Genomic DNA, 23,927 nt, shown 5'->3' with positions numbered 1-23,927 from the left:
GAGAATTCGGTTACGCAATTACTGGATCACGGCGAGGATTTCGTCCTCGCGGATGACGAGCAGCTCTTCGCCATCGACCTTGACGGTCTGGCCGGCGTACTTGCCGAACAGGACCTTGTCGCCAGCCTTCAGGTCGACCGGCAGGATCTTGCCGTCTTCGGTCTTCTTGCCGGGGCCGACGGCCACGACTTCACCTTGATCCGGCTTTTCGGCGGCGCTGTCGGGAATGACGATGCCCGAGGCAGTCTTGCGCTCGTTGTCCAGGCGTTTGACGATCACGCGATCGTGCAGGGGACGCAGGGCCATGAGGAACTCCTGTTTCTAAAGAAAAGAAGAAAAAATGATCGGTGTTTGGCGCGGGGAGCCTGTTGTTAGCACTCACCGGCGACGAGTGCTAATTATAGGGATGCTTCCGCAGGGTTCAAGGGGGGAGGGCGCACTTGTTACATATTGGACGGGGGCGAGGCCCGCCCGAGGCCGAACGGCCGCGCGCCCGGGATTGGACCATCCGTCATACGCAGCGCCATGCCCGGCGAGGCTTCGAGGCCGCTGTTCGGAGAGAGGGCCTCCGGCGCTCGCTGGATGGCGGCCGGCCATGGCCGTACTGCGTTTCCGCCCGCGCCAATCGCCAGCCATGGGGCGTCGTCGTGGCGCCCGACGGGTTTCAACGCTCGGGATACACGCCGTGCAATTGCCCGCGCGTCCAGTACGGGGCGTATTCGTTCAGGATGTCCAGGTGCCTGGCGTAGGGGCCCAGCGCCGAGGTCTGGTCCTGGTGCGAGAACGGTTCATGGCTTTCGATCAGGGCCAGGAATCGGGGGCCGGTATCGGTGGGCTCGCGATACACGCGCAGTTGCTGGACGCCGGCCCGGTCCGAAAAGGCGTTGCAAAGCACGCTGGTCAAGTCGGCCTCATGTTGCAGCGTCAGGCCCACGAATCTCAGCAGCAGCAGCCTCGGCGCGCGTTGCGTGACGGCCTGCCGGGGATAGACCTGCTGCGCGGCCATGCGCGACTGGCCGCGCACCCGGTTGAGCACGCGTTTGCTCCATGGGCTGAAGCGTTCTCCCGATACGTCCTGGTAGGGCTTGTCGTCCAGCACCTCGATATTCGAGAGGTCATACAAGGCCAGGTAGCGCGGCCAGCCCGCCACGCACACATATCGCAGGGCGGTCTCGAACCCCGGCAGGCCGGCGCGTTCCGGCAGGTGCTCGGTGTCGTACCAGTCGTTGAATTCCGCTTCCATGCCGGCGGGCGGTTCCATGGAAACAAGCAGCAGGGCTTTGGAGTGGGTCATGGCGCGAGTGCTCGAATTTGCGTTGCCAGTGCCTGGATCGACGAATAGACCGGTCGGCCGAATTCGGTTTCCAGCTGGCGCAGCACGTCAAAGGTGGGCAGTTGGGCGCAGGCGATGAACATCGCTTCGCAATCGTCGTTCATGGTCTGCCTGGCAATATGCGCGACGGCATGGGCGCTGATTCTGCCCAGCTCATCCACATTCCTGGCGTACAGGCTGTCGAAGCCGGCGATCTCGATGCCGGCATGTGAAATAAAGCCTTTGAGCTGGGCATTGACGGCATCCGAGTACGGGGTCACCACCGCGACCTTGCGTATGCCGTCCCGGGCCAGCACGGACGTCATGGCGCTGGCGATGGTCGCGACGGGCTTGCCGGTGTTTTCGCGCAGTTGGCGCGCCAGCTCCTGGTCGCCCACGGGGCCCAGCAGGAATCCGGCGGCCGTGCACGCATAGGCGACCACATCGATATCGCCGGCACCCAGCTGCCTGGCCAGGACCAGCGCGTTTTCCCTGTAGGCCGGCAAGGCCGCCGCATCCAGCAGGCCCTTGCCGCGCGGGATTTTCACGACTTCAAGGCGGCTGCCGGGCAGCCAGAGCGGCAGTTCTTCCGCGACCCGGGTGTTGTTCTCTGGAATCAGGACGCCTGTGCGTATGGAGGTGGGCATGATTGACCTTTGGCGGTGTTCCTGGTGCCGGCCCGCGCGCCCGGGGCGGCGCGCGGCTGGCGGGCAGGGGATTTACTGGGCCTCGAAGACCGAAGGCACGTAGCCTCTGCGCCAGTACGGGATGTAGAACGTCAGCAGGTCCAGATGGTCGGCCGCCGGACCGATGGCGCTGGCGGTGACCGGAATCCGCGGGTCATGCGCGCGGCACTCCACCAGCGCGATGTAGTCGCCCTGCAGTTGTCCGGAACCCCTGAAGATCCTGGCTTGGAGCAGCTCTTCGGACGCGTCCACGATGGCCCGCAGCCCCTCGGTGAGCGCGGCCTCGTGGGACTGCGGCATCTCGCGAAAGCGCAGCACCGCGACTTGCAGCGGCCGGCCCTGATCGCCCATCAAGGCGGAGCCGGGGTATATCTGGTCGCCCGAGAAACGATACTGGCCATGCAGTTTGGTCAGGATGCGCTGCGCCCAGGGCGAGAAGCGCGGGCCCGGAGCGCGCGTGTACTGGGGGTGTTCAAGGGCATCGGCCGACGCAAGGTCGTACAGGGCCACATACTTGGGCCATCCCTTTACCGCGACATAGCGCGACGACCGATCGAAGCCGGGAACCGTCGACAGGCGCGGAAAGTGTTCGGTGTCGTACCACTCGTTGAACTCTTCCTCGAGATCCCCGGGCGGGGTCATCATGGCAAGCAGCAGGGCCTTCGTCATAGGTCATCCTGGTAAGGTGGTTTTCTCAATGGCTGGCGCCGCGTCACTGTTTCGAGAGCGACTGGACGGCAAGGTAGGCGCCCACGATCGCGGGTCCCAGTGTCGATCCCCCGCCGGGGTAGAAACCCCGGAACGGCGAGGCCTGGTCGTTGCCGCAGGCGTACAGGCCAGATATGGGCTGCCCTTCGGCGTTCAGGACCTGTCCGGACGCGCTGGTCTTCAGGCCCATCGCGGTGCCTATCGTCGCGGGGAGGATCCGCAGGGCGATAAAAGGCGGCGTTTCGATAGGCGCGAGATTGGGGTTGGGCCAGGAGGTCTTGTGGCCGAACATTCGGTTGTAGGCCGAGGCCCCCTTGTGGAAGTCGGGGTCCAGCCCCGTGCGAGCGCTTTGATTGTGGCGCTGCACGGTGGCGGCCAGGGCGGCGGGATCGATGCCGATCTTCGGGCCCAGCTTGTCGAGCGTGGCGGCGGCGGTGATATAGCCGCGGCGGATCCAGGGGCGCAGCGAGCGGTTCCAGGGCCAGGGCCGTATGAGCCCCAAGCCGTGCCGGCGCACGAACGCGCGGTCAGTGATGAAGTGGAACGGCTTTCCGTCCGCCCCGCCGTTGGCAAAGATCGCGCTGACGATATCGTGATAGGAGTCGGCCTCGTTGACGAAGCGCTCCCCTCGTTCGTTTACCGCGATCACCCCGGGCCGGCCGCGATCGAGATAGCCGTAGATGACGGGGGTGTCGGCGCCATTCTTTTCGCGGCTGGCTGAGGCGGGGGTCCAGAAGCCCACGCTGCTGAGCGCGCGGTCCACCGAGGCGCCCGCGTCCAGCGCCGCCTGGATCCCTGCGCCCGTGCAGGCGGGGTTGCACAGGCTGAAGCGATGCGGCGTCGCCGGGCCGTAGCGCCGCAGCATTTCCTGGTTGTGCGCGAACCCGCCCGTGGCGAGCAGCACGGCTTTCGACGCCCGGATGCGCCTGGGCACGCCGTCGACGACCACGGTCGCGCCGACCACCCGGCCGTTGTCGATCGCCAGGCCTTCAAGACTGGCCTGGGTCAGGATTCTGCAGCCGAGTTTGTCGACGCTGTAAAGAAGGCGCGCCACCAGGGCGTTGCCCGAGCGCAGGTCGGTGCCACGGGCATACCGGATACGGTCCATTCCATACCGCAGCAGCTTGCGCAGCACGCGCCTGAGCGCCCGGAGCGATGAGAACGGGCGCAGAAAGTCAGGGACTTCGTCGGGGCCGAGCATCAGCCCGCCCAGGATCATCAAGCGGTGCAAGGGGGGATGCAGCAAGGAAAAATTGCGTCCCAGCCTCTTGCCGTCGAAGGGTTGCGGAAACAGCGAGCGTCCGCGTGCCGCGCCGCCTGGAAGGCTGGACCGATAGTCCGGCCAGCTCGCAAGGTCGAACTTCACCTCCGTATTTTCATTCAGGAAGTCGATGACCTTGCCTCCCGTGGCAAGGTAGGTGTCTATCACGTCTTCCTGGTAGAAATCGCCCAGCAGCTCCTTCAGGTATGTCCTGGCCGCCTCGATCGTATCGCCCGCGGCCAGGCCGGCCTTGGTGCCAGGCACCCAGATGCCGCCGCCCGAGGTCGCGGTCGTGCCGCCTACATGGGCCAGCTTTTCGCAGACCAGTACGCGCAGGCCGGCCTGCGCGGCAAACAGCGCGGCGGACAGGCCGCCGGCCCCGCTGCCTATCACCAGGACGTCGGTCTCGTCGTCCCAGCGTCGTGGACTCGCTTCGGATACTACGGGGCTCATCGCCGCACTCCTGGCAGGAATCTCTCGGTGTCCATTTGCATGCCGCAACCCGGCGGCCCTATTGCTGCCGGGCGCCCATTTCGTCGACCGTAGCCGTCCATCTGGCCTCTTCCGCTGCCAGGAACCGGCTCAGCGCTTCGGGCGACGAACCTTGCTGTTCCACGCCTTGCGCCGTCAGCTTGGCGATGAGTTCGGGATTGCGCAGCGCGGCCGTGGTGCTTTCGTTCAAGCGCTTGACGATGTCCGGCGGAACGTTCGCGGGGGCCAGCAGCGCATACCACACCGTGCTGGTAAAGCCGGGCAGGCCGGCCTCGATGGCGGTGGGCAGGTCGGGCAGCAGCGCGCTGCGTTTCGCGCTGGTGACGGCCAGGGCCCGGATCTTCTGCGACTGTACCTGCGGCACCATGGGGCCTATGCCGCTCATCATGAGCTGCACGTCGCCGCTCATGAGCGCGACCGCCGCGGGCGCCGCGCCCTTGTAGGGAATGCGCTGCAAGTTCAGGCCGGCGGTTTTCAGCATGAGCGCGGTCTGAAGATAGGTGATGCTGGCCGTGGTCGCATAGTTGAGCTGGCCGTCGCGCGCCTTGGCGTAGTCGATGAATTCTTTCAGCGTCCTGGCCGGCAGGTCGGTCGGAATGGCGACGACGTTGGGCACTTCGCCGATCATCGAAATGGGCGTGAAGTCGTCGCGAACCTTGAATTTCGCGTCCTTGAACAGGCTGGGATTGATGGCGTGCGCGGACGAGGCCAGGTAAATGGTGTAGCCGTCGGGCTTGGCGTTCTTGACGGCCTGGGAGGCCAGCAGGCTGTCGGCGCCGGGGCGGTTTTCAACCACTATCGGCACCCCCAGCTCGGCGGCAAGCTGCTGGGCGAAGGCGCGCGCCATGACATCGGTGGGACCGCCGGCGGCGAATCCGGCTATCAGGGTGACCGGCTTGGAAGGGTAATCGGACGCCACGGACGGCATGGGCATCAGCGCGCTGGCGGCCGTGGCCAGGCCGGCAAGCATAGATTTGATCATTTTGTCTCCTTGATAAGTTATTTGAATCTGCATGATCAATAATCAGAATGAGCATTTTCTGAATATCGGCGCTGCCGGCGCCGTGTTTATTATCGGCATGGTGTGAATGCTCATTCAATATTATTTTTCGGCGAATGAAGGCCCCGTCCCGGCGGCGGGTGCCGGGCCGCCGGGATGTGATCAGTGCGGAACGATGCTGGTTATTGCCGGGCGCCGATGCCGCGTGCGGAATCCGGCATTTCGGAACCGGCCGCCGGAGGCGCGCCGGGCTGCAGCGGCGCCGGTGCGGCAACCGCCGCGCCAGACCCGGCGGCGATTTCCCTGGTCATTCTGTCTCCTTCATTATTGAAGTGAATCGACCTGATTGCGAACTTGAATAATGCGAAGCACGTGCTTCACGGCATGCGCATGGGCAAACGGGGTGATCGCTTCAAACTGCAGATCAATATGAATGAACGTCCATTTAATCTACAGAACTTGCAAGGGCAAGTCAACGCGCCGTGCTGGAAATTTATTTTTCCGCGGGGTTTGCGGTAGGAGGCATTAATAATTCCGAAACAGGCAATACCGTGGCCAGGCCGCGCAGCAGGATCTGGATCAGGGGGTCTGTCTCGGCGCTGCGCGCGTAGGCGAAACGCATGGTGGTGCGGTGCACGCTGATCGGGACGATGAAGCACGCGCCGCGCGCCTGTTCGGTTTCCGCGAACTCGCGGCGGGTGAAGCCGAGGCCGACCTCCTGGGCCACCATGGCGCGCAGCAGGCGCTCCGTGTTGACTTCAAGCGCGGGGCGGATGGCGATGTTGTGGGAACGAAAGAGCTGGGCGGTGATTTCAGAATGCGCGCTGCCCGTCGTGGTCATGACCCACGGCAGCGTGGCGAGTTCCGGCCAGGTTGCCGTGGCGACACGTTCGCGCCAGCTTTGCGGGGCCACCACCACCAGTTCGCGCTGCCCGATTTCGTGCTCGCGCAGGTTGGCTTCATCCGTGCACGAAACATAGAAGCCCGCGTTGATTTCCCCGGCGAGGATGCCCTGGCGCACCGAGGACGAGTTGCGCGACTCGATACAGAGTTCGATCAACGGGTAGTGCTCGTGAAACCACTTGACCAGCGATGGCAGGGCCGCGTGCACCGTGGGGTCTTCTATGGTGCTGATGGCGACCCGGCCCGAAGTGCTGCCTCGCAGTTCGCTGGCGGTGCTGAGCAATTCCAGCGACGATGCAAGCAGCCGGGCGGCCTGTTCCGATAGCTGCAATCCTGCCGTGGTGGGCACGACTCCGCGCGGCGTGCGTGTGAACAGCGGCAGGCCGAACTGCTGCTCGAGAGAGCGCAGATGGTGGCTGGCGGCCGGCTGGCTGATGCGCAGGCGTTCGGCGGCGCGCGTCAGGTGACCCTCCTGCACCACCGCGACCAGCGTTCTCAGGTGCGTGAGGTTCAGCATGCCCGACGCGCGAGATTCGGCCGGGGAATCGTGATCATTCGAGTTCACTATTGGACGCCCGTTGTTTTGGTGAATAGTATTCGGCGTCACTCTAGCAGAGGCGATGCGAGGCGGACCAGGTGGAAACCACAGGAATGAAAGACGCTACCCCGGCGTTTGCCGGCTACCCATGGGATGACGAGCGCGACGTCATCGTCATCGGCAGTGGATGCGCCGGCCTGAGCGCGGCGCTGCTGGCCGCAAAGAAATCGTTGGACGTGGTGCTGTGCGAGAAGTCATCGCAAGTCGGCGGCACCACCGCCAGCGCAGGCGGGGTGATGTGGATTCCGAACTCCCGCGAGGCCCGCGCCGCCGGCGTCGATGATGCACCGGAGCAGGCGCGCGTGTATTTGCGCGCGCTGATGGGGGCGTATTACCGCGCGGATCTGGTCGATACGTATTTGGCGTCGGCGCCGCTTGCCGCCCAGGCGATCCAGGAGGGGACCCAGGTCCGGTTGAAGCTGATGCCGGCCATGTCGGACTACCACGCGTCGCTGCCTGGCGGCAAGGCGGGCGGGCGTTCGCTCGAGCCCGAACGCTTCGATGGCCGGCGGCTGGGTGCCGACTTCGAACTGGTGCGCGCCCCGATCAAGCGCCTGATGCTGCTGGGCGGCCTGTACGTCGACAAGCGCCGCATCGACGAATTTCTGAATCCGTTTGGCTCGTTCAGGAATTTCGTCGGCGTCATCGGCACGCTGGCGCGTTATGCGATCGACCGTACCCGGTTTTCCCGCGGCACCGATATCGGGGCCGGCAACGCGTTTGTCGCGAGCGCCCTGCTCAGCCTGCGCGAGCGCGGCGTGCCGATATGGCTCGACTCGCCCATGGTGTCGCTGGTGCGCAGCCCGCAAGGAGGCGTCGCCGGCGTGGAAATATGCCGCGACGGCAAGCTGCAGCGTATACGGGCGCGCAAGGGCGTCATCCTGGCCGCGGGCGGGTTTCCACACAATGCGGCCTTGCTCAAGGAACTGGCGGGCGGTTTTCCGCACGACCAGAGCGTGGGGTATGAGGGCAATGTCGGCGATACGCTGCAAGCCGCCCGCCAGGCCGGCGCGGCCATCGACACCGACCTGGCCTCGCCGTGCTGGTGGACCCCCACGTCCAGGAACAAGGAGGCCGACGGCAGTACGTCGACAGTGCTGTACGGGTATCTCGATCGCAGCCGCCCGGGCATGATCGCCGTGAACGCGGCGGGGAACCGGTTCGTCAACGATTCGGACTCGTATCATGACATCGTGTATGCGATGTTCAAGGACGGCGTCACGCCGAACAGCCGCTTCTATCTGATTTGCGACCGCCGGTTCGTATGGAAACGGGGCTTCGGCAACTTGATCAAGCCGTATTGCCTGTCCCTGCGGCGTTACGTGCGCAGCGGCTACATCAGTACCGGGCGCACCATACGCGAACTCGCGGCCGCGATCGATATCGACCCGGACGCACTGGAACATACGGTCAAGCGGCATAACGGCTTCTGCGCGACCGGCGTGGACCTGGACTTTGGCAAAGGGGGCGATCCGTACAACCGGATGTTCGGCGATCCGCGAGTCAAGCCGAATCCCAATCTGCTGGCGATTCGCCATGCTCCTTTTTTTGCGCTGCGCATCTACCCGGGCACATTGGGCACGATACTGGGTCTGAAGGCGACGGCCGACGCGCAGGTGGTGGGCCAAGACGGCCAGGCGATCGCCGGTTTGTACGCGTGCGGGAACGATATGTCGTCGGTGTTCCGCGGGTTCTATCCGGGGGCGGGCGCCACGCTGGGGCCGGGCCTGGTCTTCGCGTACCGCGCCGTCGAACACCTGGCGCGCGCCCAGCCGCCGTCGCCGCCCCGGCGCCAGGCGCACGCGGCATCCGCGCCGCCCGGTGCTTTCTTGCGCCCCTGAACCTGGCGGCGCAATTCCCGGCGTCACAGTCACGCGGGGCGCTGTGGCTTGCAGGAAACAGCAGGACGGAAATTGCGGGCGGTTTTCCAAGCCCGGGCGGAAATGGGAATACACTGATCAACGTTCGATGCTGGCGCTTTGCCCGGGGCGTACAACAGGTTTTCCGGCGGCGCGCTGCGATGAACGAGGTTGGCCGCATGCCCACGCTGCGTCGGGGCATGCCGGCGGCGCCACCTTTCTGGCGGCCGCCGTGCTCCGTACTGTTTCCATGACCGGGGTACCCCATGCGCATGCTCGCGATCGCAGGCCTGGCATTGATGGGCGCCGTTCTTGCGACGGCCCGCGCCCAATCGGCCGACGACGCCAACAAGGCCAACAACCCGCTCAATCTCGCCGCCTCGCTGGGGCTGCAGAATTACTACACCCCGCGGCTGTTCGGAACGCGGGCGCATACCAATGATTTCATGCTCAGGCCGACCCTGCCGCTCGGGCCGGGCGACTGGATCGGCGTGCCGCAGATCCTGCGGCCCACCGTGCCGGTCTCGACCCGGCCCCAGGCCGACGGCAGTCATCGCACCGGACTGGGCGACATCAGCGTGTTCGATATCTTCCTGCTCAAGCAGGGCGAGGTCGACATCGGCGTGGGGCCGTTGCTGACCATGCCGACCGCGACGGACCGCCTGCTGGGAACCGGGAAGTGGTCGGGCGGGCTGGCGGCCGTGGCCGTGCACAGCAGCCCGCGCGGCCTGCTGGGCGGCCTGGTGCAATGGCAGCACTCGTTCGCCGGCCAGAACGACCGCGAGACCGTCCATACCGCCACGCTGCAGCCATTCGTGATCCATAACCTGCAGCAAGGCTGGTATCTGCGCTCCACGGCCATCTGGACCTTCGACCTGCAGCGCAGCCAGTATTACATCCCGCTCGGCGCGGGCGCCGGACGCGCCTGGCGCGTGGGCAAGACCATCGTGAACGCCTTCGTGGAGCCGCAGTGGACGGTGGCCCACAAAGGCGAAGGCTTGCCGCAGTTCACCGTTTTCGCGGGTTTGAATTTCACGTTCGGGCATTGAGGGGGGAGCGCATCGCGGCCGCCTCGGAATCCTGGAGAGGGCCTTGGCGCCTGGCTTGCCTGCTTCCGGGTTCATGGCCCGGAAGCGGCGGTTCGCGCCTGCACTGTCGTCTCGGTCCAGCCGCCTCCCACGGCCTTGTACAGGTCGATGAGGTTGGTCAGCCGGGCCAGGCGCGTGCGCACCAGGACCTGCTGCGTGCCGTACAGCGTGCGATGGACTTCCAGCACGGCGAGATAGTCGTCCGCGCCCTCGCGGAAGCGCTGCTCGGCCAGCTTGTGGGCGTCGCTGCCGGCCGCCACCGATAACTGCTCCGAGCGGATCTGCGCATCGAGCGTGCGCTTGCCCGCCAGGGCGTCGGCGACGTCGCGGAAGGCGGCCTGGATGGTTTGTTCGTAGTTGGCGATTTCGATGCGCTTGCGCACATGCGCCACGTCCAGGTTCGCCCGCAGCGCCCCGCCGCGGAAGATGGGCAGCGTGACCTGCGGCAGGAAGCGCCAGGTCCGCGAACCGGCGCCGAACAGGTCTTCGAGGGAGGCGCTGGCGCTGCCCGCCGCGCCGGTCAGGCTGATCGCGGGAAAGAAGGCGGCGCGCGCGGCGCCTATGTTGGCGTTGGCGCCTTGCAGCATGCGCTCGGCCGCGCGGATGTCGGGGCGGCGCGCCAGCAGTTCCGACGGCAGGCCGCTCGGCAGCCCGGCCGGCACGATGCCGTCGGGCAGCGTGTCGGCCTGGTCCAGTTGCCGCGCCAGCGCCGGGGCCAGGGGTTGGCCCAGCAGCAGCACCAGGGCATTGCGGTCCCTGGCGGCCTGCCGCGTATAGGCGGCGTGGCTGGCCTCGGCGTCGCGCAGCGCGATCTCGGCCAGGCGCAGGTCGAGCCGGGCGGAGTGGCCGGCCCGCACGAGCTGGGCTGTCAGTTCGTACGAGCGCCTTTGCGCGGCCAGCGTGTCGTTGGCCAGGCGCAGGAGTTCCTGGTCGGCCCGCAGCGTAAGGTAGGCATTGGCGACCTCGGCGACCAGGCCGATCTGGACGGCGGTACGGGTTTCGGCCAGTGCCAGATAGGTGGCCAGCGCCTGGTCGCTCAGGCTGCGGATGCGGCCCCAGAGGTCGAGTTCCCAGGCGGCCGTCACCGCCGCGGCCTCGTAGCGGCGGGCAATGTGGGACTGTCCCGAGGCGGCGAGGTCGGCCGGCACGCGCTCGGCCGCGGCGTCGGCGGCCGCGTCCAGCCCGGGCAGCATGCCGGCGCGCTGGATGCGGTAGAGCGCCTGCGCGGCCTCGACGGCGAAGGCCGCCTTGCGCAGGTCGCGGTTGTTGTCGAGCGAGATCTCGATCAATTGCCGCAAGAGCGGGTCGCGGAAGAAATCGCGCCAGCCGATGTCGGCGGTAGCCGTCGCGTCATCCAGGCCGGCGGCATCCTGCATCGCCGGGGCTTCCGCAGGGTAGGCCGCGTCGATGGGCGCCGCCGGACGCTCGTACCTGGGCGCCATGGAGCACCCGGCCAGCGTGGCCGCGAGGGCGAGCGGCGCCAGCAGCCGGGCGCGTGGCGAGCGTGCAAAAGCTGTTTTCATGTCCTGGGTTCTCCTGTTCGTCATGCGGTTTGGTCGCCCGCGCCGAGTCGGGCCTGGCGGGCTTTGCGGCGCAGCGCCAGCTTGCGCACGACGACATAGAACACCGGGGTCAGCAGCAGGCCGAACAGCGTCACGCCCAGCATGCCTGCGAACACGGCGATGCCCATGGCATGGCGCATTTCGGCGCCGGCGCCGGTGGCCAGCACCAGCGGCACCACGCCGGCGATGAAGGCAAACGATGTCATCAGGATGGGGCGCAGGCGCAGGCGGGCCGCTTCCAGGACGGCCGCCAGCGGGTCGGCGCCTTCGCTCTCCCTGGCGCGGGCGAATTCCACGATCAGGATGGCGTTCTTGGCGGCCAGGCCGACCAGCACGACGAAGCCGATCTGCGTGAAGATGTTGTTGTCGCCGCCGGACAGCCAGACGCCGGCAATGGCCGAGAGCAGCGCCATGGGGGCGATCAGCAGCACGGCGAACGGCAGCGACCAGCTGTTGTACTGGGCCGCCAGGATGAGGAAGGCCAGCAGCACCGCCAGCGGGAAGATGTACAGCGCCGAGTTGCCGGCCTGCTTTTCCTGGTAGACCAGGTCGGTCCACTCGTACGTCATTCCTTCGGGCAGCGTGTCGCGCACGATGTTCTCGATCGCGTCGGTGGCCTGGCCGGAGGAGTAGCCCGGCGCCGGGCCGCCGCTGATGTCGGCCGAGGGGAATCCGTTGTAGTGGATGATCCGGTCCGGGCCGGATCCGCGCGTGATGGTCACGAACGCGCCGAGCGGGATCATTTCGCCGGCCGAGTTGCGTACCTCGAGCAGGCCGATGTCCTCGGCCTGCATGCGGAACGGCGCGTCGGCCTGCGCCATGACCCGGTAGGTGCGGCCGAATCGGTTGAAGTCGTTGACGTAGAGCGAGCCGAGGTTGATCTGCAGGGTCTCGAACACGTCGGTCAGCGAGACGCCGAGCGACTTGGCCTTGACGCGATCGACGTCCACTTCCAGCTGGGGAGCGTTGGTCTGGAAGCTGGCCAGCATGTTCGCCAGTTCGGGCGCCTGCGAGGCCTTGGCCATGATCCGGCCCTGGGCCTGCGCCAGCGCCTCGAAGCCCAGCCCGGCCCGGTCCTCGATCTGCAGCTTGAAGCCGCCCATGGCGCCCAGGCCCGGAACGGGTGGCGGCGGGAAGATGCCCACGAAACCGTCCGGGATCCGGCCGAACTTGCCCATCAGCCTCGTCGCGATGGCATTGGCCGAGAGCGATGGGTCCTGGCGTTCGTCGAACGGCTTGAGCATGGCGAACATCAAGGCCGAGTTCGGCACGTTCACCGGGCCGTTGACCGACAGGCCGGGGAAGGCGACCACGCTTTCCACGCCGGGCTCGGCCAGTGCGATCTCGGACATCTGCTTGACGACGGCCTCGGTGCGATCGAGCGACGCGCCGCTGGGCAATTGGGCGATGCCGACCAGGAAGTATTTGTCCTGGGCAGGCACGAAGCCGTTGGGCACCTGATGAAAGCCCAGCCAGGTCAGGCCCACGAAGCCGGCGTACAACAGCAGCACGATGGCGCTGCCGCGCACCGCCCGGCGCACGGTGCCGACGTAGGCGTTCGAGGCGCCGTCGAAGAAGCGGTTGAAGCGCCGGAAGAATCCGCCCAGCACGCTGTCCATGACGCGGGTGAGCCAATCGGCCCTGGCCGCTTGCCGATGCGGCTTGAGCAGGATGGCGGCAAGCGCGGGCGACAGCGTGAGCGAGTTGATGGCCGAGAGGATCGTCGAGATGGCGATGGTCAGCGCGAACTGGCGATAGAACTCGCCTTGCAGGCCGGAGAGGAAGGCCGAGGGAATGAAGACCGCCGCCAGCACCGAGGTGATGGCGAGAATCGGCCCCGTGACTTCGTCCATGGCCTTGCGCGCGGCCTGCTCCGGCGGTTCGCCCAGGGCCATGTGGCGCTCCACGTTCTCGACCACCACGATGGCGTCGTCGACCACGATGCCGATAGACAGCACCAGGCCGAACAGCGACAGCGTGTTCAGCGAAAAGCCGAACCCGTGCATCACCGCGAAGGTGCCCACCAGCGACACGGGCACGGCCACCAGCGGAATGATGGAGGCGCGCCAGGTCTGCAGGAACAGCACCACCACGATGACGACCAGGAAGATGGCCTCCAACAGGGTGATGGCCACCGATTGCAGCGACGCGCGTACGAAGACCGTGGGGTCGTACGCGATCCGGTATTCGATATCCTGCGGGAAGTCCTGCTGCAGGGTCTCCATCCGGGCGCGCACCGCATTGGAGACGTCTATGGCGTTGGCGCCCGGGCTCTGGATGATCTGCAGCGCCGGCGCCGACTCGCCGTCGATCAGGCTGCGCAGGGTATAGGCATCGGCGCCCAGCGAGACGCGCGCGACGTCGCGCAGGCGGGTGACCTGGCCGTCGGCGCCGGTTTTCACCACGATGTCGCCGAACTGCTCGGCGCTGGTCAGGCGCCCCAGCGTATTGACCGTCACCTGGAAGGCGGCCGACGTGTCCGGCTGCTGGCCCACCGAGCCAGCGGCCACCTGAACGTTCTGCTCGCGCAGGGCCGCGACCACGTCGCTGGCGGTCAGTCCGCGGGTGGCGACCTTGGCGGGGTCCAGCCAGATCCGCATGGCGTACTCTCCCGCGCCCCAGACGAGCACGTCGCCGACGCCGGGCAGGCGCGCGAGTTCGTCGCGCACCTGCCGGATGGCGAAGTTCGACAGGTAGAGCGAGTCGTACCGCTTGTCCGGCGAGACGATGTGCACGACCATCAACACGTCCGGCGAAGTCTTCTGCGTGACGACCCCGATGCGCTGTACTTCCTCGGGCAATCGCGGCAAGGCGCGCGCGACCCGGTTCTGCACCTGGATCTGCGCCATATCGGGGTCCGTTCCCTGCTTGAACGCAATGGTGAGCACCATCCGGCCGTCGGTGGCCATCTGGGAATTCATATAGAGCATGCCCTCGACGCCATTGACCACCTGCTCCAGGGGCGCGGCCACGGTATCGGCGATCACGTCGGGGTTGGCCCCCGGGTAGCTGGCCGTGACTTGCACCGTGGGCGGCGTGACGGCGGGATACTCGCTCAGCGGCAACTGCCAGAAGGCGAGGGCGCCGGCCAGCAGCATCAGCAGGGACAGCACGACGGCGAAGATCGGCCGTGCGATGAAAAAGTGGGGGAATTTCATGGCCGGACCTCCGTCGCGTCGCCGGCCGGGTTCCGGGCCTCGGGCTGCATGGCCACCAGGTCGGGCGTGACGGTCATGCCCGGGCGCACCAGGCCCTTGATGATGATGCTTTCACCGGCCTGCAAGCCTGCGTCGATGACGCGCAGCCCGTCCGCCATCGGGCCCAATTGCACGGGGCGGTACCGGGCCTGGTTGTCCTGTCCCACGACCAGCACGTAGTTCCTGCCCTGGTCGGTGCCCACGGCCTGGTCGTCGATGAGCACGGCCGGGCGCGCATCGCCGGTGGCCAGCCTGACGCGGACGAACAACCCCGGAACCAGTTGCCCGTCGGGGTTCGGCACCACGGCGCGCGCGCGGATGGTGCCGGTGCCGCGGTCGATGCGGTTGCCCACGAAGTCGAGCACGCCGCGATGGGGCGTGCCCTGGTCCGTGGCCAGCCCCAGTTCGACCGGCATCGACGAGGCGCCGCCGGCGTCGGGGCGGTTGTGTCTTACCGCGGCGAGGTAAGTGGCCTCGTCGATGTCGAAATACGCATGCAGAGGGTCGACCGACACGATCGTGGTCAGCAGGGTGGCGGCGCCCGCCGTGCCGCCGCTGACCAGATTGCCTTCGGTCACCAGCACGCGGTCGACGCGTCCGGAGATCGGGGCCGTGATGCGCGCGTACGCGAGATCGAGCCGCGCGGCGGCGACCGCCGCCTTGGCCGCCTGCGCCTGGGCCAGGCGCGCGCGGCGCATGGAGGCCGCATCGTCGTAGGTCTTGCGCGAGACGGCGCCGGTGGACACCAGCCGCTGGGCGCGGTCGAAATCGGCCTGGGCCTGGCTGGCCAGCACGTCGGCCTGGCGCCACTGCGCGGTGGCGGTGTCCAGCGCCACTTGAAACGGGCGCGGATCGATCTGGAACAGGGTTTGCCCTTTGCGCACGAGACTGCCTTCGGGAACGCTGACCGCATCGACGGCGCCGCCCACGCGCGAGCGCAGCTCGACGGTCCTGGGCGCGGCCAGGAAACCGGTGAACCCGGCCGATGGCGCAACGCCGCGCACGACGACCTCGGCCACCGGCACCCGCGGCGGCGCCGGCGCGCCCGCCGCCCGGCCCGCGCTCTCCGGAGTTTCGCCGGCCGCGAACGCGATGGCCGCGACTACCGCGACGGTACCTGCCATTACGGCAATCTTGATTTTTCGACGCATGGACATGCCCCTATCTGTGCAGCAGGGCTTCGGCCCGTCCGAAGCGTCTCTGCAGGAATTTTGGGCGAGGCTAGGCATTACAACGACGGGAAGGTCAAGCGCGCGCCGCGCGCGGCCGAAGGCGCTTGACCTTCCCACAATGGGAAACCCCAGGCTTGTCCTGCACTGCATTTCAACCACGGCAAGGCATCGGATTGCCCACACGTCCGGTGCGCCCGCTTGAGCAAGGAGGACAGTCATGAACATCGGCGTTGCATCCCGGCAGTCCCGGGTTTCGGCCAAGATGATCCGCTACTACGAACAGATCGGCCTGATCCCCGCCGTCGGCCGCACCGATGCGGGCTACCGCGCCTATACCCCGGCCGACGTCCATCGGTTGCACTTCATCCGCCGCGCCCGCAACCTGGGCTTCTCGGTGCCCGAGATCGGCGACCTGCTGAGCCTGTGGAACGACCAGTCGCGCCAGAGCGCCGATGTGAAGCGCGTGGCCCTGGCGCACATCGCCGAGCTGGACCGGCGCATCGAGAGCATGCAGAAGATGGCCGAGACGCTCAAGGTGCTGATCCGTTGCTGCGCGGGCGACGAGCGGCCCAACTGTCCCATCCTGCATACGCTGGCGCAGCCCGACGATGGCGAGCGCGAACCCGAGGCGCGCGCCGGCGCCGTGCCGCGCCGGCGGCGCGGCACCGGGCGGGCGCAATGCACGCGCTCGCATTGAGCGGCGGGAGCGCGCCATGCCCAGGATCACGGTTCTTCCCCATGCCGATCTGGCACCCGAGGGCGCCGTGCTGGACGTGCCGGCCGGCACCTCGATCTGCGCGGCGTTGCTGGAGAACGGCATAGACATCGAGCACGCGTGCGATATGAGCTGCGCTTGCACGACCTGCCACTGCATCGTGCGCCAGGGTTTCGACTCGCTCGGCGAGGCCGGCGAGAACGAGGACGACCTGCTCGACCGGGCCTGGGGGCTGCAGGCGCAGTCGCGCCTGAGCTGCCAGGCCATCGTGGCCGAGGCGGACCTGGTGGTCGAAATCCCCAGGTACACGATCAACCATGCCAAGGAGGATCGCTGAGGCCCGGCGCCGCGTCGATGCCCATGCCGCCGGGGCCGCTCCACGCTGCAAGCGCAACAGTGGCCAGCCTGGTCACACCCACCCACCAACCCTCCAACGAAAGGAGTCTTCCATGCAGTTCCATCTTGATGGCATGACCTGCGGCGGCTGCGCCCGCACGGTAACCAGCGCGATCCAGGCGGTCGATCCCGATGCGCGCGTCGTCGCCGATCCGCCGACCCGCCGGGTCGAAGTGCAAACCTCGGCATCCGAGGCGCAGGTCGTCGCGGCCCTGCGCGAGGCGGGTTACCCGCCGCGCGCCCGGTAGCGGCCGGCCGCGGCCGGTCCTCGTGCGTGGCCGGCCGCGGAATCCGCTTGACAGCGCGCGCGGGTCTCATTTAAAAGTATTCACATGTATAAAATAAAATTCATGAGAGTGAATAAATAACAGGCCCGGCTTCGGGACCTGCCCACCACCAGGAGACCATCGTGAGCTTCTTTGGCCGTCTAGGCATGGCGTGCGCCATGCTGACACTTGCTGTGCCTTTGGCTGTACGTAGCGCATATCCGGAAAAGCAGGTCCGCATCATCGTGCCGTTTGCCTCGGGCAGCCTGACGGACGTGGTGTTTCGCAGCCTGGCCATGGAACTGGAGCGCGAGCTCGGCCAGCCGGTCATCATCGACAACAAGCCCGGCGCCAGCGGCATCATCGGCACCCGGGCCGCGCTGAGCGCCGCGCCGGATGGCTATACCCTGGTGTCGGTGGGCGTGACCAACGGCGCCAGCAACAAGTCGCTGTTCAAGGACCTGCCCTATGACCCGAGCACGGACTTCACGCCCATCGGCAAGGTGGCCGATTCGCCGTTCGTGCTGGTGGTCAAGGCCGACTCGCCGATCAACTCGCTGGCGGACCTGTACAGGCAGGCCCGTGCCGAACCCGATTCGGTGCGCTACGGCTATGCCTCCGGCAGCGCGCAGGTGTCGGGCGCCATGCTGGCCAACGCGGGAGATGCGCGGTTTGCGCTGATTCCGTACAAGAGCTCGCAGCAGATCCTCACCGATATCGTCGGGCAGGTGGTGGACGTCACCCTGAGCGACTTCGCCGGCGGCATGGCGCTGGTGCGCGGCGACAAGCTCAAGGCGCTGGGCGTCACCTCGCGCAACCGCTTTCCCCTGGCGCCGGAACTGCCCACCTTGATAGAGGGCGGCGCCCAGGACTACGAGATCACCGTCTGGTTCGGGCTGGTGGGGCCGGCGCAGCTGCCGCAGGACGTGCAGCGGCGCCTGTCCGATGCGCTGGTCAAGGCGCTCAAGCGCCCGCAATTGATCGAGCGCTTCACCACCCAGGGGCTGACGGCCACGCCGAGTTCATCGCAGGAGTTCAAGACGTTCCTGGACAAGGAAATCCTGGTCTGGGGGCAAATGATCAAGTCGGCCGGCTTGACGCCCCAGTAGCGGCGAGGCGGCGGCGGATCCGCGGCGCGCGATCCGCTACTGCCCTTCGTGCACGGCGATGGCCTGGCGCAGCCGGGCGCCTGTTTTCAGCAAGGTTTCGACGTGCGCGTCCCAATTGCGCTCCATGCGGTCGTATGGGCCGACGATGGAAACCGCATACCATTCCGAGGCCAGCTGGAACGGCAGGGCGACGGCGGCCAGGTCTTCCACGCTCTCGCCCACGTTGCTGGACCAGCCGCGCGCCCCGGTCCGCGCCATGTCCTGCAGGAAGGCCTCGCGCGTGGTGAGGGTGCGCGAGGTCAGGGCGCGCCAGTTCGCCTTGGCCAGCAGCGCCTTCCGTTCCTTTTCTTCGAGCATGGAGATGATCGCCTTGCCGATCGAATTGGTGTGCGCGGCACGGCTTTCGCCGACCAGGGCGTGGTAGCGGATGGGTTGATGCGACAGCACCACGTCCAGGTAGACGACCTGCCCATCCTGGCGTTTGCCCAGCACGGCCGTTTCCTGGCTGATGTTGCGCAGTTCCTCCAGGAAGGGGCGCACGAGCTCGAGCACCTGGTCGGCCGCATCGATGGACTGGCAGACGAGCAGCATCTTGCGCGTGGGGAAGTAGCCGCCGCGCTTGCGGGTCTCGTAGAGATAGCCTTTGGACACCAGGGTGCGAACCAGCGCCAGCGTGCTGGACATCGGCACGTCCAGCGCGCGCGCCATGTCGGTCAGCGACAGGGGCTTGCCTTCCTTCGAGAACAGTTCGAACACATCGAGTGTGCGGACAACCAGCTTGACTTCCATGGCAGACCATTCGTAGCAAAAAACCGCTGCCGCCGGGCGGACCGGCGGACAGTTCGAAGGTGCGTCAGTTTACCCGAAGCCCCGCGCCGTTCCGGGCCGCGCCGCCCGCGCCGCTCAGTCGATCAGCTTGCGTTCGCGCAGCACGCCCTCGGCGGTGCGCGTGCCTTCCACGCCAGCGGGGATGCCGCAATAGATGGCGACCTGCATCATGACGGCGCGGATCTCCTCGGCATTGCAGCCATTGTTGACGGCGCCGCCCACGTGGGTCTTGAGTTCCTGCACGCGGCCCATGCATGCCAGCAGGGCGATGACCAGCATGCTGCGCTGCTTGGGCGTCAGCGTGTCGTCGCCCCAGACTTCGCCGAAACAGTATTCGTCGGTCAGGTGCCGCAAGGTCCCGTTGAAACTGTTGGTGGTGTCGACCCGTTGCGCGTAGTACTCGTCCCCGAGCGTCTGCTTGAGGATGTCGCGTCCGACTTCAAGGCGTGTCTTGGCCATGTGGCGCTCCGTGCGTCAGTGTTGGGGTTGCGGTTCGCTGCCGAACTGGGTGCCCGCCCAGGCTTCGTAGCGCTTGATGACGTTGCCGTAGTCGACCGGGCCATCTCCCTGCGAGATGGCGAACTGCAGCATCTGCCGCGCGGCGTCGCTGACCCACATGGGCACGCCTTGCCGCGCGGCCTCGTCCAGGCACAGCTTGACGTCCTTGTGCAGCAGCGTGGTGGTGAAGCGCAGCGGGAAATTCCGGTCCACGACGCATTGCGGAATCTTCACTTCGGTGGAGAAGTTGCGTCCGCTGGAGACATTGATGATGTCCAGCATGACGCGCGCGTCGATGCCGGCGCGGCTGCCCAGCACCAGGCCCTCGAAGCTGGCCAGTGTCGCGGCGGCGCAGATGGTGTTGTTGATCACCTTCATCAATTGGCCCTGGCCGGGTTCCTCGCCCAGGTAGAAGAGGTTGCGGCCGATGACCCGCAGGATGCCGGATACGGCTTCGTATGCCTGGGGCGCGCCGGAAACCATGATGCTCAGGCTGCCGTCGGCCGCGCCGGAGGTCCCCCCGCTGACCGGCGCGTCCACCAGCCGGATCGACCGCCCGGCCAGGCGCTCGGCGGCCCGCTTGGAGACTTCCGGGCCTGTCGTCGAGGTGTCGACGATGAACTTGACGGCCGTGCCGTGGATCAGCCCCTGCTCCCCGGTCAGGACCTCTTCGACCACGGCCGGCGTCGGCAGGCTGACCACGACGGTCGAGGCCTGGTCGGCCATGGCCTGGGGGCTGTCCGCCCAGCTTGCGCCGATGGCCTCGAAGGCCGCGCGCCTGGATGCGTCGACGTCGAACACCGCCGGCGCGTAGCCCGCCTCGCACAGGCGCCGCGCCATGTGCGCGCCCATATTGCCCAGTCCGATAAAGCCGATCTTTTCCACCTTGCGCCCCTCCCTCGATCAGTGTTGGGTAATCGTCCGGTTCCGGCCCGGCTGTCGGGGCGGAACGGGTTTTCCGGCATGAAGGCGTCGACGCGGACCCTGTTGCTGGCCGTCCGGGCCAACCGGCGCCCGCCGGGCAGGCGGCGGTTGCGCCGCATGGCCTCGCGGGTGCGATGAGTGATTCTACGTATTTCCTGTACGAGAATCAATATTCGCTATCATGAATTTATGGGCGGGCATGGCGAGGGCGAACGCCTGCCCGCGCCGCGCCGGGGCCAGCGCGGCGCGCGGCACTTCAGCGCTGGGAGTCCAGCTGTTCCTTGTTGGTCACGACGGCCTGCGCCTTCAGGTAGCTCTCGATGAGCAATTGGTAGTCCGGGAACACAGCGCTATAGGCTTCGGCCCATTTTTCGGCGTCCGGGCGGTTCCAGGTGCGCTGGATTTCGGAGCACACGGCCGCGGTGTCCATCGGCACGACGCCGGCCTGCACGACCCGGGCCAGGGTGATTTCCTGCGCCATCTTGGAATAGGTTCCCGAGGCATCCACGACGGCGAATACCTGGTAGCCCTCGGCGACGGCGGCGATGCAGGGAAACGCCATGCACACGCTGGTGATGGTGCCGGCGATGATCAGCTGTTTCTTGCCCGTCGCCTTGACGGCCGCCACGAACTCCGGATTGTCCCAGGCGTTGATTTCCCCTTTGCGGGCGACGTACTTGGCGTGCGGCGCCGATTCGTGGATCTCCGGGATCAGCGGGCCGTTGGGGCCTTGCGGCACCGAGGCGGTGGTGATGACCGGCATCTTCGCCAGGGTGGCAATCCTGGCCAGCGTGGTGGCGTTGGACCGCAGGGTGGGCATGGGCATGTCATGCACGGTCTGGAACAGCCCGCTCTGATGGTCGATCAACAGCATGACGGCGTTGTCAGGGTCGATCCTTGGCACCTGCCCGTTGAAATTCGCTATTTGCGCAAAGACGCTCATCGAAATTCTCCTTGAGGTTGTCGTAGCGGCATCGGCCGCTACGCGGCGTTCGCCGCGCCGGGCCTGGGTGGTCGCGACGCCGCGAGCAAACAGCTTATTCCTGTGCCGGCAGCGCCAATAGTCTGGAAAACGCGCCGCAGCGTCCTGAATCGGGAACGGCGGCAATATCGCCGGGGCGCCGTGCCGCAGGTGCGGCAGGCGCGCCGCATGCGTTGCCGCAAGAACGTTGAAACCGCCGCGGGATTGACCTGCATCAATGCAGACTATGGGGGGCGGGAGTTAGGATGTTTCTGGCAATCTCAAGAGCGCTCGTGCGCGCTTTCGAGAGCCCCGCCACGGCAATGGTTTGCCGCGCTGTGCCCGCATCGACGGCCACGACAGCCCGGGCAATGACCCGCGCACCGCTGTCGCGCCACGCCGCGTCAGCCCGGACCGAACGCGTCCGCGGCTGGCGGCATGTGTCCCGTAGACCAGCAAGGCGAGTCCCGATGGCATGGGGCCGATCCGCCATTCATTTCTCGACCGCATGAAGGAGAGCTTGCGCCCATGGATTCCACCCCTGGCTTGATGCATTGGTTGCTTGCCGCGTTGCCGATCGCCGCGCTGATCGTCCTGATGGTGGCCATGCGCTGGACCGCGCAACAGGCCGGCACGACCGGGATCTTCATCGCATCGGCCGTCGCGGTCCTTGCGTTCGCGACGCCGTTCGATACGCTGGCGGTGGCGTCGGCCAAAGGCGTCTGGGACGCGCTGTTCATCCTGTATGTCATATGGCCGGCCCTGTTGCTCTACCACGTCATGAGCCATTCGGGCGGATACGACGCCCTGCGGCGCGGCATCGAGCTGATGTCCCGCAACGAGCTGTTCGTCATCGTGGCGCTGGGCTGGGTGTTCGCGTCCTTTCTGCAGGGCATAGACGGCTTCGGTACGCCCATTGCCGTGGTCGCGCCCCTGCTGGTCGCGTTCGGCATGCGTCCGGTCTACGCCGTGGCGATACCGATCATCGCCCATATCTGGGCCAAGTTCTATGGCACGCTCGGCGTCGGCTGGCTGGCCACCTTGCAGGTCGTCGATATCGACGCGGCGACCACGGCGTCGACCGCCTTGCAGGCGGCGTTGCTCATCAGCATCCAGGCTGTCCTGGGCGGATTCACGATCGTGTGGCTCTATGGCCGCTGGGCGGCGGTGCGATCCGGGTGGCCGCTGGTGCTGGCGATCGCCGCCATCCAGGGCCTGGGGCAGGTGGCGGCCGTATATGTCGATCCGGTGCTGGCGGCGTTCCTGCCGGCCACGGCGGCCCTGGTGGCGCTGGTGCCGCTGTCGCGCTGGTCGCGCTACCGCGAGCCGGACCCTTCCATCGTGGACCGTCCCGCCATGCTCGACCATGCGTGCCGGAAGCGGGTCGACGCCGAGCCGCCGATGGGGCTGTGGACCGCGCTCGCGCCGTATGGTCTGCTGACCGTGCTGGCCCTGTGCGTGTCGATGATCGACCCGCTGCACAGCCGCCTGGATTCCGTGGCCTGGGGGCTGGCATTTCCCGAGGTCGCGACCGGCCTGGGGATGAGCACCGCCGCCGATACGCAGTACTCCGCCCTGCGTCCGTTCAGCCATCCTGGCGCCTACATCCTGTTGACCGCTCTGCTGACCTTCGCGGTCTTCCACCGGCGCGGCTATTTCCGCAAGTGGGCCGAGCAGCACGGCGAGCCGCCGACGCGCATCGTGCCCGCGCTGCTGGAGGGCGCGGTGCCCGCCTCGATCCCCATCATCGCGTTTCTCGTGATGGCTTCGATCATGAAGCACTCGGGCCAGAACCTGACGCTGGCCATGGGCATCGCGGCGGTGGCGCCCACCTACGTATTCGCGTTCCTCTCCAATGCGATCGGCATCCTGGGCGCCTTCATGACATCGAGCAGCACCTCCTCGCAGGTCATTTTCTCCGATGTGCAGATGCGGCTGGCGCAAGCCAAGGGCCTGCCTGTTTCCACCATCCTGGCGGCCCAGAGCGCGGGCGGGGCGATCGGCAACGCCATCGCGCCGGCCAACGTGGTGATGGGCGCGAGCACGGCGGGTATCGCCGGGCAGGAGGGCGAGATCCTGCGCAAGACGCTGCCGTGGACCGTCCTGGCCTTCGTCCTGACCGGCCTGGCCACCGTGCTGCTCGCCTTGTTCATGCAATGACGGAGCCAACCATGATCAAAAGTTTGCTGCAGAACCGGATGTCTTATCTGGGCCTGTCGTTCGCGCTGTTCATCGCGGCGTTGCCGCTGATCAGCATCGGCGCGGCGGGTCCGTCGCGGGGGCTGTTCTGGCTCGGGTTCGTGTCGATGGGGGTGGCGGCCGCCATTCCGCCGGTGCAGCGGCTGCTGTATCCGCCGAAAACGTCCTGAGCCGGCAGCCAGGTCTTCGCTTG

22 protein-coding genes are annotated in these 23,927 nt (G+C 66.9%); 8 read left to right on the top strand and 14 right to left on the bottom strand.

Going from position 1 to position 23,927, the window contains the following annotated elements; translation table 11 throughout:
* Positions 1 to 18 precede the first annotated feature (18 nt).
* From groES to CAL11_RS19560, 7 genes are all read right to left on the bottom strand, one after another.
* The gene (gene groES / locus CAL11_RS19590; RefSeq protein WP_003808621.1) at positions 19 to 306 is read right to left on the bottom strand and encodes a co-chaperone GroES; all 288 of its coding nucleotides are present in this window, start codon (positions 304 to 306) and stop codon (positions 19 to 21) included.
* Between the two features lie 358 nt (positions 307 to 664).
* Positions 665 to 1,294: a DUF4286 family protein gene (locus CAL11_RS19585; RefSeq protein WP_086093938.1), complete on the bottom strand. Its 630-nt coding sequence runs from the start codon at positions 1,292 to 1,294 to the stop codon at positions 665 to 667.
* Positions 1,291 to 1,959: a maleate cis-trans isomerase family protein gene (locus CAL11_RS19580; RefSeq protein ID WP_086093937.1), complete on the bottom strand. Its 669-nt coding sequence runs from the start codon at positions 1,957 to 1,959 to the stop codon at positions 1,291 to 1,293. The genes CAL11_RS19585 and CAL11_RS19580 overlap by 4 nt, the downstream gene beginning before the upstream one ends.
* Before the next feature lie 72 nt (positions 1,960 to 2,031).
* Positions 2,032 to 2,667, bottom strand: a complete 636-nt coding sequence (locus CAL11_RS19575; RefSeq protein ID WP_086093936.1) for a DUF4286 family protein — start codon at positions 2,665 to 2,667, stop codon at positions 2,032 to 2,034.
* Between the two features lie 43 nt (positions 2,668 to 2,710).
* Positions 2,711 to 4,420: an FAD-dependent oxidoreductase gene (locus CAL11_RS19570; RefSeq protein WP_086093935.1), complete on the bottom strand. Its 1,710-nt coding sequence runs from the start codon at positions 4,418 to 4,420 to the stop codon at positions 2,711 to 2,713.
* 58 nt (positions 4,421 to 4,478) lie between these two features.
* Positions 4,479 to 5,441 (bottom strand): Bug family tripartite tricarboxylate transporter substrate binding protein, encoded by a 963-nt coding sequence (locus tag CAL11_RS19565; RefSeq protein WP_086093934.1) that lies wholly within the window; start codon positions 5,439 to 5,441, stop codon positions 4,479 to 4,481.
* 511 nt (positions 5,442 to 5,952) lie between these two features.
* Positions 5,953 to 6,879, bottom strand: coding sequence for a LysR family transcriptional regulator (locus CAL11_RS19560; RefSeq protein WP_347876361.1), 927 nt, complete (start codon positions 6,877 to 6,879; stop codon positions 5,953 to 5,955).
* Positions 6,880 to 7,013: 134 nt separating this feature from the next.
* Between CAL11_RS19560 and CAL11_RS19555 the strand changes: the two genes are divergently transcribed.
* Entirely contained in the window at positions 7,014 to 8,801 is a 1,788-nt protein-coding gene (locus CAL11_RS19555; protein ID WP_244172844.1) for an FAD-dependent oxidoreductase, read from the top strand.
* A 290-nt stretch (positions 8,802 to 9,091) separates the two neighbouring features.
* On the top strand, positions 9,092 to 9,868 hold the full coding sequence (locus tag CAL11_RS19550; RefSeq protein ID WP_244172843.1) for a hypothetical protein: 777 nt from the start codon (positions 9,092 to 9,094) through the stop codon (positions 9,866 to 9,868).
* 71 nt (positions 9,869 to 9,939) lie between these two features.
* On the opposite strand, the gene CAL11_RS19545 is transcribed toward CAL11_RS19550, so the two are convergent.
* From CAL11_RS19545 to CAL11_RS19535, 3 genes are read right to left on the bottom strand one after another with little or no spacing between them, the layout of a single operon-like run.
* Positions 9,940 to 11,430 carry an efflux transporter outer membrane subunit gene (locus CAL11_RS19545; protein ID WP_086093931.1) on the bottom strand — a complete coding sequence of 497 codons (1,491 nt, stop codon included), beginning with the start codon at positions 11,428 to 11,430 and terminating at the stop codon, positions 9,940 to 9,942.
* A 20-nt stretch (positions 11,431 to 11,450) separates the two neighbouring features.
* The gene (locus CAL11_RS19540) at positions 11,451 to 14,627 is read right to left on the bottom strand and encodes an efflux RND transporter permease subunit (protein WP_086093930.1); all 3,177 of its coding nucleotides are present in this window, start codon (positions 14,625 to 14,627) and stop codon (positions 11,451 to 11,453) included.
* Positions 14,624 to 15,790, bottom strand: a complete 1,167-nt coding sequence (locus tag CAL11_RS19535; protein ID WP_279629034.1) for an efflux RND transporter periplasmic adaptor subunit — start codon at positions 15,788 to 15,790, stop codon at positions 14,624 to 14,626. The genes CAL11_RS19540 and CAL11_RS19535 overlap by 4 nt, the downstream gene beginning before the upstream one ends.
* A 265-nt stretch (positions 15,791 to 16,055) precedes the next feature.
* On the opposite strand from CAL11_RS19535, the gene cueR reads away from it, so the two are divergent.
* The 4 genes from cueR to CAL11_RS19515 all read left to right on the top strand — a co-directional run bounded on the left by cueR (position 16,056) and on the right by CAL11_RS19515 (position 18,324).
* On the top strand, positions 16,056 to 16,535 hold the full coding sequence (cueR, locus tag CAL11_RS19530; protein WP_086093929.1) for a Cu(I)-responsive transcriptional regulator: 480 nt from the start codon (positions 16,056 to 16,058) through the stop codon (positions 16,533 to 16,535).
* Positions 16,536 to 16,551: 16 nt separating this feature from the next.
* On the top strand, positions 16,552 to 16,890 hold the full coding sequence (gene fdx, locus CAL11_RS19525) for an ISC system 2Fe-2S type ferredoxin (RefSeq protein ID WP_068925099.1): 339 nt from the start codon (positions 16,552 to 16,554) through the stop codon (positions 16,888 to 16,890).
* Positions 16,891 to 17,002: 112 nt separating this feature from the next.
* Positions 17,003 to 17,197 (top strand): heavy-metal-associated domain-containing protein, encoded by a 195-nt coding sequence (locus CAL11_RS19520; RefSeq protein WP_086093928.1) that lies wholly within the window; start codon positions 17,003 to 17,005, stop codon positions 17,195 to 17,197.
* Positions 17,198 to 17,394: 197 nt separating this feature from the next.
* Complete coding sequence (locus CAL11_RS19515; protein ID WP_230590362.1) at positions 17,395 to 18,324, top strand: Bug family tripartite tricarboxylate transporter substrate binding protein; 930 nt, start codon at positions 17,395 to 17,397, stop codon at positions 18,322 to 18,324.
* Positions 18,325 to 18,360: 36 nt separating this feature from the next.
* On the opposite strand, the gene CAL11_RS19510 is transcribed toward CAL11_RS19515, so the two are convergent.
* From CAL11_RS19510 to CAL11_RS19495, 4 genes are all read right to left on the bottom strand, one after another.
* Positions 18,361 to 19,113 (bottom strand): IclR family transcriptional regulator, encoded by a 753-nt coding sequence (locus tag CAL11_RS19510; protein ID WP_086093927.1) that lies wholly within the window; start codon positions 19,111 to 19,113, stop codon positions 18,361 to 18,363.
* A gap of 114 nt (positions 19,114 to 19,227) precedes the next feature.
* A complete protein-coding gene (locus tag CAL11_RS19505; RefSeq protein ID WP_033451649.1) occupies positions 19,228 to 19,611 on the bottom strand; it encodes a carboxymuconolactone decarboxylase family protein in 384 nt (127 codons plus the stop codon).
* Between the two features lie 15 nt (positions 19,612 to 19,626).
* Positions 19,627 to 20,535 (bottom strand): NAD(P)-dependent oxidoreductase, encoded by a 909-nt coding sequence (locus CAL11_RS19500; RefSeq protein WP_244172842.1) that lies wholly within the window; start codon positions 20,533 to 20,535, stop codon positions 19,627 to 19,629.
* Between the two features lie 295 nt (positions 20,536 to 20,830).
* Positions 20,831 to 21,517: a hydrolase gene (locus CAL11_RS19495; protein WP_003808648.1), complete on the bottom strand. Its 687-nt coding sequence runs from the start codon at positions 21,515 to 21,517 to the stop codon at positions 20,831 to 20,833.
* Positions 21,518 to 22,063: 546 nt separating this feature from the next.
* Between CAL11_RS19495 and CAL11_RS19490 the strand changes: the two genes are divergently transcribed.
* Both CAL11_RS19490 and CAL11_RS19485 read left to right on the top strand, forming a co-directional pair.
* Complete coding sequence (locus CAL11_RS19490) at positions 22,064 to 23,695, top strand: L-lactate permease (protein ID WP_086093926.1); 1,632 nt, start codon at positions 22,064 to 22,066, stop codon at positions 23,693 to 23,695.
* A gap of 11 nt (positions 23,696 to 23,706) precedes the next feature.
* Entirely contained in the window at positions 23,707 to 23,904 is a 198-nt protein-coding gene (locus CAL11_RS19485; RefSeq protein WP_230590360.1) for a hypothetical protein, read from the top strand.
* Positions 23,905 to 23,927 lie beyond the last annotated feature (23 nt).

The organism is Bordetella genomosp. 6 (assembly GCF_002119705.1).
Classification (GTDB): Bacteria; Pseudomonadota; Gammaproteobacteria; order Burkholderiales; family Burkholderiaceae_B; genus Bordetella; species Bordetella bronchiseptica_F.
Note: the sequence above shows the minus strand (reverse complement) of the source record. Positions and strands in the feature narration are given on the sequence as shown.